General features: G+C 63.8%; 10 protein-coding genes. 7 read left to right on the plus strand and 3 right to left on the minus strand.

All coding sequences use genetic code 11. The features are described from left to right. Positions 1 to 91: 91 nt before the first annotated feature. The gene (locus tag C8J36_RS15890) at positions 92 to 1,039 is read right to left on the minus strand and encodes a DMT family transporter (protein ID WP_132536249.1); all 948 of its coding nucleotides are present in this window, start codon (positions 1,037 to 1,039) and stop codon (positions 92 to 94) included. 92 nt (positions 1,040 to 1,131) lie between these two features. Next, the gene (locus C8J36_RS15895; RefSeq protein WP_132536251.1) at positions 1,132 to 1,710 is read right to left on the minus strand and encodes a TetR family transcriptional regulator; all 579 of its coding nucleotides are present in this window, start codon (positions 1,708 to 1,710) and stop codon (positions 1,132 to 1,134) included. A gap of 232 nt (positions 1,711 to 1,942) precedes the next feature. Between C8J36_RS15895 and C8J36_RS15900 the strand changes: the two genes are divergently transcribed. The 4 genes from C8J36_RS15900 (at position 1,943) to C8J36_RS15915 (ending at position 7,655) form a co-directional block, all read left to right on the plus strand. Further along, positions 1,943 to 2,470 (plus strand): (2Fe-2S)-binding protein, encoded by a 528-nt coding sequence (locus C8J36_RS15900; protein ID WP_132536253.1) that lies wholly within the window; start codon positions 1,943 to 1,945, stop codon positions 2,468 to 2,470. Further along, entirely contained in the window at positions 2,467 to 3,537 is a 1,071-nt protein-coding gene (locus C8J36_RS15905; RefSeq protein ID WP_132536255.1) for a xanthine dehydrogenase family protein subunit M, read from the plus strand. The genes C8J36_RS15900 and C8J36_RS15905 overlap by 4 nt, the downstream gene beginning before the upstream one ends. Continuing rightward, entirely contained in the window at positions 3,527 to 5,806 is a 2,280-nt protein-coding gene (locus C8J36_RS15910) for a xanthine dehydrogenase family protein molybdopterin-binding subunit (RefSeq protein ID WP_132536257.1), read from the plus strand. The genes C8J36_RS15905 and C8J36_RS15910 overlap by 11 nt, the downstream gene beginning before the upstream one ends. Before the next feature lie 340 nt (positions 5,807 to 6,146). Next, complete coding sequence (locus tag C8J36_RS15915) at positions 6,147 to 7,655, plus strand: glycosyltransferase family 39 protein (protein ID WP_165915075.1); 1,509 nt, start codon at positions 6,147 to 6,149, stop codon at positions 7,653 to 7,655. A 508-nt stretch (positions 7,656 to 8,163) separates the two neighbouring features. Here the strand turns inward: C8J36_RS15915 and C8J36_RS15920 are convergent. Next, positions 8,164 to 9,177 carry a LacI family DNA-binding transcriptional regulator gene (locus C8J36_RS15920; protein ID WP_245506583.1) on the minus strand — a complete coding sequence of 338 codons (1,014 nt, stop codon included), beginning with the start codon at positions 9,175 to 9,177 and terminating at the stop codon, positions 8,164 to 8,166. A gap of 117 nt (positions 9,178 to 9,294) precedes the next feature. On the opposite strand from C8J36_RS15920, the gene iolG reads away from it, so the two are divergent. Genes iolG through C8J36_RS15935 form a run of 3 tightly spaced genes read left to right on the plus strand, consistent with a single transcriptional unit; the run spans position 9,295 to position 12,438 of the window. Further along, positions 9,295 to 10,302 carry an inositol 2-dehydrogenase gene (gene iolG / locus C8J36_RS15925; RefSeq protein ID WP_132536263.1) on the plus strand — a complete coding sequence of 336 codons (1,008 nt, stop codon included), beginning with the start codon at positions 9,295 to 9,297 and terminating at the stop codon, positions 10,300 to 10,302. A 26-nt stretch (positions 10,303 to 10,328) separates the two neighbouring features. Then, a complete protein-coding gene (gene iolE / locus C8J36_RS15930; protein WP_132536265.1) occupies positions 10,329 to 11,243 on the plus strand; it encodes a myo-inosose-2 dehydratase in 915 nt (304 codons plus the stop codon). Positions 11,244 to 11,265: 22 nt separating this feature from the next. Further along, positions 11,266 to 12,438 carry a Gfo/Idh/MocA family oxidoreductase gene (locus tag C8J36_RS15935; protein ID WP_132536267.1) on the plus strand — a complete coding sequence of 391 codons (1,173 nt, stop codon included), beginning with the start codon at positions 11,266 to 11,268 and terminating at the stop codon, positions 12,436 to 12,438. The last annotated feature ends 1 nt before the right edge of the window (position 12,439 follow it).

The following is a 12,439-nucleotide window of genomic DNA, read 5'->3' on the forward strand; positions in this document are numbered from 1 at the left end:
AGACTGGAGGTAGGGCGGAGCGTAAGGCAAACCAGACCCAACCCTGATCCCAGGGACGGACGGCGATCACAAAGGCGACACTTCGGGGGCGTCAGACCTTGGCATTGGGCTCGGGTTCCGCCATCGCGAGCGATGCCTGGGCATCCGGCGAAACGACGGCGGAGGGCAGCGGGGTGCCGCGCTTGCGCTCGCGCATCAGGGTGAGCAGTCCGGAAAAGATGATGAGCGCGATACCACCTGCCATGGGCAGGTCGATCGCGTCGTCGAAGATGAAATAGCCAAACAGAATGGCCCAGATCATCTGGCTGTATTGCGGTGGCGCCACGAGATTGGCCGGCGCCAGGCGGGCCGCCGTCATCAGCAGCGCATTTCCGACGGCGCCAAGAATGCCGTAGCTAGCGATGAAGGCCCATTCCATCGGCGTCGGAACGGCGATATCCGACACCATGAGAAGCCCGCTGACGACCAGCGTGCCGAGAAGACCCGCACCATAAAGCGACATGCGCTTCTCCGTCGGTCCCATGCCCCTGAGGACGACGATGGCAATTGCGGCGCTGAGGCCGCCGATGGCGGCGGCAAGGTGTCCGACCGAAAGCTCGCGAAATCCGGGCCTAAGCACGATGAGCACGCCGACGAAGCCGACGATGACGGCCGTCCAGCGCTGCCAGCGCACATCCTCCTTGAGGAAGATGACGGACAGGATCGTGACGAAGGACGGCAGCAGAAAGAGAAGGCAGAAGGCTTCGGCCATCGGCAGTTTCGTGAACGTGATGATCGACGCGATGGAGCCGATGGCGCCGCAGGCAAAACGCAGCAGCCAGAGCGTGCGATTGGAGGTTCGAAACACGTCGAGCCAGGAGTCTCCCCGCGCCTTGATGAAAGGCAGGATGACCAGCCCGAAGACGGCGCCGGCAAAGGCGACCTGATAGGCGGGAACGGCGCCATCGACGAGTTTGACCGAGGCATCGCTGAAGGCGAACACGGCATAGGCGATAAACGCGATGACGACACCGCGAAAGGGAGACTGGGAGACGGGCATGATGTCGAATCGCAAAGGAGGAGGGTCTGGCTGGAATAGCCCGAAATCCGGCCTGCGCACAGAGGCCGATCACACGGCGATCGGTCGATCCATCAGCGTTTTCGCAACCCGTCGACGAACACATCGACCATGCGGAGCGCCGTCGGCTGCCAGTCGGTTGGCCCGTGGCTGTAGAAGATGCCAAGCAGGGTTCGCAGGAGTTCGTCCGGGGACACGTCGTCCCGGATCATATCCGCCGCCGCCGCCCGATCAAGGAGAAGGCCGATGGCGCCGACCATGCGCTCGTAGGAATAGGCCTTGAGCTCGGTCGAGCCGACGACCGCAAGCTGAAGCCCCTCGATCATCCCCTTCTTGGTCGCGACGAGGCGGACATTGGCCTGCAGCCAGGCCTTGAGCGCAGCGACAGGATCGGCGTCCGCTACGAGCTCCTGCGCGAGATCGGCAAGAAGATCCACCTCATGCCGATAGACCGCATCGAACAGGGCCTCGCGCGTCGGAAAATGCCGATAAAGCGTGCCGATGCCGACGCCGGCTTCCGTCGCGACGGCCTCAAGGCTCGCCTGAGCGCCACCCAGCCGGAAAACGGCAGTTGCCGCTTCCAGCAGGCGCTCGCGGTTGCGAACCGCATCTGCGCGCGGCTTGCGCCTTGCTTTCGCGTGTTCCTGGTCCATCTGTCTATTCGTCGCCTGACATTTACGAATCCGCCCTTTTCGAACGGGTATTGCTAAACGGAGGCACCCTCCGTATACTGCGCTTCACATCGAAGTGTGCCTTGACCGAATAGCCGACCTCGATGCGCTCGATCCTCATGCGACGGTTCAAGCCGTTCCGACCGTTTCGTTAAAGCGTCCACCGCGCCTGCGGTTCCTGTTTCATACACCACAATCCTGACTGGAGCATCCCATGCCTTTCTCCATCAGCCTCACCGTCAATGGTCAGTCCAACAGCATCGCGCTTGACGATCCGCGCGTGACGCTGCTCGACCTCCTGCGCGAGCGGCTGCACCTCACCGGCACCAAGAAGGGCTGCGATCGCGGCCAGTGCGGCGCCTGCACCGTTCTGCTCGACGGGCGACGCATCAATGCCTGTCTGACGCTCGCCGCAAGCCTCGACGGCAGCACGGTCACCACCATCGAAGGCCTTGCCGACGGCACCGAGCTTCATCCCGTGCAGGCCGCATTCATCGCCTGCGATGGCCTGCAATGCGGCTACTGCACGCCGGGCCAGATCATGAGCGCGGTGGGCCTCCTGTCCGAAGGCCATGCCGGAAACGATCTCGAACGCGTCCGCGAACTGATGAGCGGCAATATCTGTCGATGCGGCGCCTATCAGGGCATCACCCAGGCCGTGCTGGAAGCGGGCCATGCCCTCTCTGCGAAGAATGACGCACAGCCCGCCGGCGTGCCTGAAGACGGAAGGAACGCCGCATGAACCGCTTCGATTTCCTTCGCCCGGCAAGCCTCGCCGAGGCGATCACCGCCGCAGCCGTTCTCGGATCGGTCTATCTCGCGGCCGGTACGAACCTTCTCGACCTGATGAAGATCGGCGTGACGCGTCCGGAACGCGTCATCGATATTAGCCGGCTTCCGGGCCTCGATCGTATCGAGTGGCTGCCGGACGGCGGCGTGCGCATCGGTGCCCTGGTGCGCAACTCCGACCTGGCCTACGACGCCCGCTTCGCCGCCGCCTATCCCGCCGTGGCCGAAGCTCTTCTGTCAGGGGCCTCCGCGCAATTGCGCAATGCGGCGACGGTCGGCGGCAATCTTCTGCAACGAACGCGCTGCGCCTATTTCCAGGACACCGCGAGCGCCTGCAACCGGCGGGAACCCGGCTCCGGCTGCGATGCGCTGCAGGGCGAAAACCGCCTTCATGCCGTTCTCGGCTGGACCGAGCAATGCATCGCCACCCATCCCTCCGACTTCTGCGTGCCCCTGGCCGCCCTTGATGCCGTGGTCGAGATCGAAGGCGCTGCGGGCCGTCGGGACCTTCCGATCGAGGCTCTGCACCGGCTACCGGACGCGATCAGCGCAACGGAATCCGTCCTTGCAGCGGGTGACCTCATCACCGGCCTTCGCCTGCCGGAGGCTGCAGCCTTCGCCGGCCATGCCCGCTACATGAAGCTGCGCGAACGCACGTCCTACGCCTTCGCAGTCGTGTCCGCCGCCGCCATGCTCGACATGGACGGCGACACGATCCGGTCGTCACGGATTGCGCTCGGCGCCGTCGCGGCCAAGCCCTGGCGGGCGCACGCCGCCGAGGCCGCCCTCGTCGGGCAGCGCGCGAACCGGGAGACCTTCGAGACGGCCGCGACGGCTGCACTCGCGGACGCCCGTCCCTCCGGCGACAACGCGTTCAAGATCACGCTTGCGCATCGCATCCTCGTCCGTGCCCTGACGCTGGCGTCCGCAGGCACGCCGAAGGTCATGCCGGCCCTCCCCGCATCGCCGTTCCCGGAACAGCACGCCCCCGCACCGAAGGGAGATTTTCATGTCGCCTGAACCATCCTCGCTCCAGAGAACACCGTCCGAACCGAAAGCCGCCACCAGCCGCTACGGCTCCAATGCCGGCCAGCCGCTGACCCGCCGTGACGGCATTCTGAAGGTCACCGGACGCGCGACCTATGCCGCCGACAATCATCCGGAAGGCATGGTGTTCGCCGTCACCGCCGTCAGCCGGATCGCTCGCGGACGTGTCCGCTCCATGAACATCGACGCCGCCAAGGCGCATCCCGGCGTGATCGAGGTGCTGACGTCGGCCAACCGACCGCCGCTGTTCCACGATCCCGACGAGAAGATGCCGCCCTTCGGCTTCCGCGTCGAAGTGCTGCAGGACGACGGCGTGCGCTATGCCAACCAGCCGATCGCGCTGGTGATCGCCGAAACGCTGGAAGCCGCAACCGAAGGCGCTGCCCTGCTCGATCCGCAATATGATGTCAAACCGGCGCGTGTCGGCCTGGACACCGGACTGCGCTTCGACCCTCCGGGCGTCGGCGTCGGCGGGGCGCCGATGACGGCCTTTGGCGATATCGAGGCCGGCTTCTCGAAAGCCGCCATCACCATGGAGGCCGAATATGAAACGCCGCCGCAGTACCACAATGCCATGGAGCCCCATGCCGTGGTGGCGGAATGGGACGGCGATCACGTCGTCCTCGACATGCCGAACCAGGCATTGGCCCTGAGCTGCGCAACCTATGCCGCCTTCTTCGGCATTCCCGTTGAAAACGTGACGATCCGCTCGCCCTTTCTCGGCGGCGGTTTCGGATCGAAGGCGATCATCAACGGCCCGCAGATTCTCGCGATCCTCGCCGCCCGCATGCTGAAGCGGCCGGTCAAGCTGGCGCTGACCCGCGCCCAGATGTACGGCCCCGTCGGCCATCGCGGCCAGACATGGCAGAGGCTGCGCATGGGCATGGAAAGCGACGGCCAACTGACGGCTCTGCATCACCGGTCGATATCCGCGACCTCGGCTTTCGACGACTTCCTCGAACCCGCTGCCAACGCATCGCTGCCGCTTTACGCAAGTCCCGCGATCCTCGTCGAGCATGAAGGTCTGCGGCTCGACACCGGCACGCCGGGCCCCATGCGCGCGCCGGGGGAAGCATCCGGCTCGGCGGCCCTCGAAGTCGCCATCGACGAAGCGGCGGAAGCCTGCGGCATGGACCCGCTCGAATTCCGCTTGAAGAACTATGCGGAGACGGAGCCCGGCACGAACAAGCCCTTTTCGTCCAAGGCACTGCGAACCTGCTATGCCGAGGGTGCCGCCCGCTTCGGCTGGTCGCGCCGCCCGCTTTCGGCGGGCCAGATGCGGGACGAGAACGGTCTTCTGGTCGGTTGGGGCATGGGTACGGCCGTTTTCCACTGTCCGCATTTTCCGGCGGAAGCGCGGGCAACACTGCGCGCCGACGGCACGGCCCTGGTGGAAACCGGGGCGGCCGACATGGGCCAGGGGGCCTGGACCGCACTCGCCCAGATCGCAGCCGAGGCATTGGGGCTCGATATCGATCAGGTCGAGTTCCATTCCGGTCTTTCGACATTGCCCGATGCCGGCATTGCCGGCGGATCGGGCCACACGGCGAGCGCCGGCCTTGCCCTCAACCAGGCCGGCGGCGATGCGATCGCCCAACTTTCGGACCTTGCCGTCAACGATCCGGCATCGCCGCTTTTTGGCGCGGGGAATATCGGGGTCACCGCCCGTGGCGGACGGCTCCATCGTCGGGACGACGAGGATCGGAGCGAGAGCTATGGAGATATCCTCGCCCGCGCTGGCCGTTCGGATATCGTGGGAACGGCGAAATCCGCCCGCGACCCGGACGTGGCTTCCACACATGCACTTTATTCCCACGGCGCCGTCTTCGCGGAGGTGAAGATCGACCCCGACCTCGGCCAGATCCGCACGACGCGCCTCATCGGCGCCTTCGCGGCCGGCCGTGTCATCAACCCCAGGCTGGTCCAGAGCCAATATTTCGGCGGCATGATCTGGGGCCTCTCCTTCGCGCTGCATGAAGAGGCGGTGACGGACAAACGGACGGGGCGGATCATGAACGCCGATCTTGCCGAGTACCACGTGCCGGTCAATGCGGACGTACCCCCGCTGGAGGCGATCCTCGTTCCCGAGGACGACGCGATCGTCAACCCGATCGGGGTCAAGGGCGTCGGCGAAATCGGCATCACAGGCACGGTCGGCGCCATCGCCAACGCCGTCTGGCACGCGACCGGCAAGCGCGTGCGCAAATTCCCGATCCGCATCGAGGACGTCCTGTCGGCGTGAAGGCGCGATCAAGAACCCTGCATGGCGCCCATGAGGCGCCATACGGGGCACGCTCGCGTCCGCTGGAGGCGTCCCTCCATCGTGCGACCCAATAAGCCCATGTGCCTGTGAGATCACCCGTCACTTTCGGGCGAACATCCATGCTCTCTGGCCAGCGGCAAAGGCCTTGACCCGAGGACGACCGATCTATACCGGATAGCCATTATTGGCACACTCCAGATTGCACATGTCAGCGAAAACCGCTGTTGTCAGGGGGCCGGACACCGTTGAGCGAACGACCGCCTTTTCACCGGGGACCCGGTCCTTTCCTGCTGGGGCCCACCGTCGATGTCCGTCGTCCATGCGCCCGCTGACCCGCCTGCTCGCCGCCGACCGATCGCCCCTCGCGATTTTTCCCCTCGTCCTCACGGCCTATTTCGCCCTGCACGTCCTCGTTCGGCTGGTCCTGCCGACGACGCTGGAGCATGACGAAGCGCAGCAGGTCTTCGTCTCGCAGTTCCTGGCGCTGGGCTATGACGGGCAGCCGCCGCTCTACAATTGGCTACAGAACCTCGTCTTCGAGATCTTCGGTGTCTCGCGCGCCGCCTTGTCCATCCTCAAGAACGGGCTGCTGCTGGCGACCTATCTCCTGACGTGGATGACGGCGCGGCAGCTCCTGCAAAATCGCGCGCTGGCGGTGGTGGCAACGCTCGGCCTGCTCACCCTTCCCCAGCTCGGCTTCGAGTCGCAACGGGATCTGACCCATACCGTCGCCGCCTTCTTCTCGGTAGCACTGTTCTTTTATGCGCTGGTGCGGACCGTCCGCCACCCGAGCCTGCCGGGTTACGTGCTGACCGGGGTCGCCATTGGCCTCGGCGTCATATCGAAATACAATATCGTCCTGCTCCCGGTCGCGGCCTGCCTCGCCATGTTGCTCGACCGTGACGTCCGCCGTTACGTGCTCGATGTCCGCATCCTCGCGACGATGGCGACAGCCGCGCTCATCGTCCTGCCGCACGCCGTCTGGTTCCTGCACAATATGGAGGCCGCGACCAGCACCACGCTTGCCAAGATGACCTCGGACACGAGCTATTTCAAAGCGATCTCGATGGGGATCGGGTCCTACCTCGTGGCCATTCTCGGCTGCGTGGCGCTGACGCTCCTCTGCTTCTCGCTGACGTTTCGCAGACCCCTTCGAGCTGCCATCAAGGCGGAGAGCAACTGGATGCGACTGGTCGAGCGCATCTTCATCATTATCGCTGTGGCCCTGCTCCTCATCATCCTCTTCGGCGGAGTGGACAGCATCCGCGACCGCTGGCTCAGCCCCTACACGCTCGTCTTCCCGCTCTATCTCTGCCTGAAGATCGAGGCCGCCGGAGCCGACCGGCCGGACGCAATGGAGGGGTTCTTCCGCCTCGCCATCCTCTTCATGGTCGCGATCCCGACGATCCTGCTCCTGCGCATCACCACGGCCGGACTGACCGGCGAGTACCAGTACATCAACGCGCCGTTCGAAGGCCTCTCGCGCGACATCGACGCTCGTGCCTCAAGCCCGTCGCTCTTCGTCGCCGAGGAAACGCACGTCGCCGGCAACCTGCACCTGCAGCGACCGGACGTCCCCGCAGCCGCCCTCACCTACCCTCAGTTCGCGCCATCATTCACCTTGACCCAGGAGCACCCCATCGTCCTCGTCTGGCGTGAACGAAAAGGCCGCACCCCTCCGCCCATGCCGTCGGACCTGAGCGATTGGCTCGACCGAAATACGGGACCAAACGCCCGGATCGAACGCCACACACTGACGCTCCCCCAACTTTATGGCAGAGCCGAAGACACCTACAGCTTCGGCTACGCAATCGCCTATCCGCACTAGGGGTCTATCGCGGATCAACCGGCGTCAAGATGGATTCCTCCAGCCCCATGGGAAGTGCCCCTACCGGCCGAGCCTGCGGTGCTTCACCCAGCCAGATGTCACGCCATCCCATCCCCCGGGTCACGCGCCCGCCAGAAACACCAAAACCCCCGGCTTTTACGGCGCGGGGGTATTGGTATGTTTGTTTTAATCTGTGGTGTGTTTTGGTTGCGGGGGCGTGAGCGCACAGAGACTTGTAATTATGTCTGTGTTTCGGCGCGGTCTTTGACCCCACTACAGGCGTCGAACGGTGACCCTAGGCATTCTGCCGAAAGGTCAATTCGGTTAGCAGGTTAGCGCACGCTCGCTGCGATCATGCTTCGGCGCCGAAAGAGGTGCAAGTTCCGCGCTTAGTCACAGGCCATTTCAAGTCCGCCGCCTTGAGAGGATGTGAGGCGCCGATCGTTGCCGCTATTAGGTATGAGATCGAAGGCGCTTTCAGGAAACGTTGCGCTTGGCATTATCGCCTCTACGCATTCTCGATCATGTAGATATCGATCGGTGTCACGAGGGATACCGGGGGATGGTCGTTTCTGCCGAAATAGGACGCCAGTGCCTGGACGGCGGTTTGCACTTCGAGTTCGGGTCGTTGGTCGATGATGACATCGATGAGGCCTTGGCGAATGAGCTGGCGACGGTCGTCGGTCAGTTCGTGCGTGATGAAAACGACCTCGTCGGCGCGTCCGAGTGTCTTGAGCGCCGTTACGACCGTCTGGGCACCGGCGGAAGCGTTGTAGATGCCGCGGATCTGAGGATTTCTGCGCAGGGCGTCGAAGACGAGATCGCCGGCCGTTTCCGCGCGTTCCAGGCTCTCAAGCACGTCCGTTACCCGGCACTGCGGAAAGCGTTCGCGCAACACGGCGCGGAAGCCCATCTCGCGCTCCTCATGGCCGATCATGCTCAGCATGCCGGAGATGATCACGATCTCGCCGCCTTGCCTGCCCATCAGGCGCGCCATCAGATCTCCGGCGACCCGTCCTGCCTTCCGGTTGTCGGGCCCGATATAGGCGATGCGATCCGCGTTGCGAATGTCGGTGGCAAGCGTCATGACGGGTTTCCCCTGCCCGCCCCACGCTCTAAGGGCGCTCGCGACATCCTCGTTCTGGGAACTCACGATGATCAGTGCGTCGCAATGCCCGCCCAGAGCCTGGATCAGCGCCACGGTGGCGGCGGGTCGAACCGGGTCGATGTGATGAACCTGAAACTGCAGGTTATATTGAGGGTAGAGCCGCGTCGCTCCCTCGAAACCATCCTGCACGGCCGCATGGAACGGATTTGCGCGCGACTGAAGGAGAACGGCGACACGCAGCGTCCGCGCAGCGCGCGGGTCGATCACGCGGTTGATCTTCAGCCGTCTCGCCTGTTCGAGAACACGCCGCTCCTTGTCCGGGCTCACGCCGCCGCGCCCGTTGAGGACACGATCGACCGTGGCCAGCGATACCCCGGCTGCGATGGCGAGATCTCGCGATGTCGGCTTGCCCACGGCGCACTCCGTTTGAGGAGATCTCATCAAGATCGACGTATCCCCTCATTAGCACCGCGCTAGACTGCCGACAACGAACGAGGCCGAAAACGGCTCGCGTGGATCGGGAGGATCGCCATGATACATCTCGCCGTCTTCGGTGCAGGGCGCATCGGGCATGTGCATGCGACGAACGCTGCAAGCCTGCCCTCTGTTCGGGTACGCTATCTTGTCGATCCCATCGAGAGTGAGGTGCGCTCGGAGCTTGCGGAAAAAGTCGGCGCCGACATCGTCGAGGCTGCGCAGGTCTTCGCCGATCCGTCGATTGACGGTGTCGTCATCGCGAGTTCGACGGACACGCATGCCGCTCTGCTGATCGAGGCCGCGCGTGCCGGCATGGCCATCTTCTGCGAAAAGCCTGTTAGCCTCGATTTTGCGACGGTCGAGACGGTTACGGACGCGGTGGAGCGCTCGGGTGTGCCGTGCCTGCTGGCCTTCCAGCGCCGCTACGATCCCGATTTCCGCTTCGTGCGGGATCGGATTGCGGAGGGCACTGCGGGACCGCTGGAACACATCGTCATGCACACGCGCGATCCCGCACCCCCTCCCCGTACCTATGTCGAGCGATCCGGCGGCATGTTCAGGGATCAGGCGATCCATGACTTCGACATGGCGCGCTACCTGCTGGGTGAGGAGATCGTGACGGTCTACGCCGTCGGCAATTGCCTCATCGACCCCGAGATCGGCGCAGCCGGCGATATTGATACAGCCATGGTCACGCTGACATCTACCTCAGGGCGCTTCGTCCAGATGATCAACTGCCGCCGTGCTCCCTTTGGTTACGACCAGCGCCTCGAAGCGCTCTGTGCTTATGAAGTGCTCTATGTCGAGAACCGCCCGCAGCGCGGGGTCCTCATCGCCGATGCCGATGGATTCAGAGCCTCCCCGCCGATGAACTATTTCATCGAGCGCTTCTCGACGGCCTATCGCGCCGAGATGTCCGCGTTCATCGACCTGATCCGGACCGGCACAAAACCGCTGGCGACGATCCGCGACGGTCTGGAAGCGCAACGGATCGCGGAAGCAGCGGTGAAATCCGTCGCGACCGGCTTGCCCGTCCGGATCGGCTCCGACTGGCGGCCCTGACACAGTCCTTCATACCGGAGACCATGATGAGATCTGAAACCCTATCGACGCTTCCTTCTGGAGTCCGCCTCGCCGTGAGCCCTTTGTCCTGGGCCAATGATGTCCTGGAGGATCTTGGCGCCGATATCCCGGTCGAGACCTGTCTCGATGACGCCGCCCGTGCGGGCTACGACGGTGTGGAGCTTGGCCGCAAACTTCCGCGCACAAAAGAATTGCTGGCGCCCCTGCTCGACAGCCGGAAGCTGTCGCTTGCCTCAGGCTGGCATTCCGGTCGACTCGCCGAAGGGAGCGTCGAGGACGAAATGGCTGCTGTCGCGGCCCATGCCAATCTGTTGCGCGCCATGGGCTCGACGGTCATGGTCTATGGCGAAACGGCCATGATGACGCCGGGCGCACCTCTCGATGCGCCGATGTCGCAGAGGCAACGACTACCGGGAGAGGATGTCGCAGCCTACGCGGCAAGACTCACCGACTTCGGCACGAGGCTCGCCGACACTCACGGCCTGACGCTCGCCTATCATCATCATCTCATGATGGTCGCTGAAACGTTCGATGAGATTTCGATGATCTTCGACGCGGCAGGGCCGTCGGTTGGGCTTCTCCTGGACACAGGTCACGCCACGGCGGCGGGCTTTGCCTACACCCAGTTGATCAAGCGCTTCGGCGACCGCATTGTCCATATTCATCTGAAGGATGTCCGCGCGCCGATTCTCGACCGGATTCGTGCCCGTGACCTGAGCTTTAATGACGGCGTGCGAAGCGGCATGTTCACCGTCCCCGGAGACGGCGCGACCGATTTTGCGCCACTGGCGCGCTTCGTCCGGAAAACCGGCTATTGCGGTTGGCTTGTGGTCGAGGCGGAGCAGGATCCGGCGATCGTTGCGCCCCTGCCGGCCGTCACTGCGGCCTTTCACCATATCCTTGCGCAATTTTCGGCCTGATGGCCCCTTGAGGACAGTGACTATGCCAAAAAAGACGCTGAATATCGGTCTGATCGGCTCCGGCTTCATGGGTCAGGCCCATGCCGACGCCTATCGTCGCGCGGGCATGCTGTACCGGGATCTGCCGGCAATCCCTCACCTGAGCATGCTTGCCGATGTCACGAGCGAGCTTGCGGCAGATGCCGCCAACCGTTTCGGGTTTGAGCGGAGCACCGGAGACTGGCGGACGCTCGTGACCGATCCTGACATCGACGTGGTCGACATCACCTCGCCCAACGCGATGCACCACGAGATGGCGCTTGCTGCCATTGCCGCGGGCAAGCACGTCTATTGCGAAAAACCGCTCTCTGTGACGCTGGCGCAGGCCGAAGAGATGGCCGACGCGGCACGGAGGCAGGGCGTGAAGACCATGGTCGCCTTCAACAACATCAAGACCCCTGCTGCGATGCTCGCCAAAATCATGATCGACCGCGGCGATATCGGCAGGCCGATGCGGTTTCGCGGATGGTTCGATCAAGGCTTCTTCAACGATGCGGACCTGCCGTTTTCCTGGCGGTGCACACGCAAGGATGCGGGCTCGGGAGCGCTTGGGGATCTGGGAAGCCATGTGATTTCGGTGGCGCAATATCTGGTCGGAGATATCGACCAGGTCATCGCGCAAACGCAGACCTTCTTTCCGACGCGACCCGTGCCGCAAAGCGGTTCCGGCTATGGGGCAACGTCGGACACGGATGCACCGCGCGCGACTGTGGAGAATGAGGACCAGATCCAGACGCTGATCCGCTTCAGGAATGGTGCGGGCGGTACAATCGAGGCATCGCGCGTCGCTGCCGGCAAGGTCTTCGGCATCTACTGGGAGGTTTCCGGCACAGAGGGCACGATCATCATGGATGGCGAGCGCTTCAACGAGTTGAAGATCTCGCGCTTCAACGATCCGAAACCGGACCGCGGTTTCAAGACCATCCTTGCCGGAAGCCAGGTGCCGCAGTTCGGCGCCTTCTTCGGGTTCGATTTTGCAGGCGGCGGTCTCGGCTATTTCGACGTCAAGGTTATCGAGGTCCGCGATCTTATCGAGGGCATCTGCAACAGCGCGGACTGTTTTCCGAACTTCGACTTCGGTCTGGCCAACGAACGCATCATCGACGCGATGGAACGCTCCGTCGAGACCGGGTCCTGGCAGAAGACCGCCGGCTGAC

The organism is Rhizobium sp. PP-F2F-G48, assembly GCF_004342335.1.
Lineage (GTDB): Bacteria > Pseudomonadota > Alphaproteobacteria > Rhizobiales > Rhizobiaceae > Ferranicluibacter.

Bases quoted from the DNA above. Each gene is read 5' to 3' on its own strand.
- C8J36_RS15890 (WP_132536249.1), bottom strand. From the start codon at position 1,039: ATGCCCGTCTCCCAGTCTCCCTTTCGCGGTGTCGTCATCGCGTTTATC.
- C8J36_RS15895 (WP_132536251.1), bottom strand. From the start codon at position 1,710: ATGGACCAGGAACACGCGAAAGCAAGGCGCAAGCCGCGCGCAGATGCG.
- C8J36_RS15900 (WP_132536253.1), top strand. From the start codon at position 1,943: ATGCCTTTCTCCATCAGCCTCACCGTCAATGGTCAGTCCAACAGCATC.
- C8J36_RS15905 (WP_132536255.1), top strand. From the start codon at position 2,467: ATGAACCGCTTCGATTTCCTTCGCCCGGCAAGCCTCGCCGAGGCGATC.
- C8J36_RS15910 (WP_132536257.1), top strand. From the start codon at position 3,527: ATGTCGCCTGAACCATCCTCGCTCCAGAGAACACCGTCCGAACCGAAA.
- C8J36_RS15915 (WP_165915075.1), top strand. From the start codon at position 6,147: ATGCGCCCGCTGACCCGCCTGCTCGCCGCCGACCGATCGCCCCTCGCG.
- iolG (WP_132536263.1), top strand. From the start codon at position 9,295: ATGATACATCTCGCCGTCTTCGGTGCAGGGCGCATCGGGCATGTGCAT.
- iolE (WP_132536265.1), top strand. From the start codon at position 10,329: ATGAGATCTGAAACCCTATCGACGCTTCCTTCTGGAGTCCGCCTCGCC.
- C8J36_RS15935 (WP_132536267.1), top strand. From the start codon at position 11,266: ATGCCAAAAAAGACGCTGAATATCGGTCTGATCGGCTCCGGCTTCATG.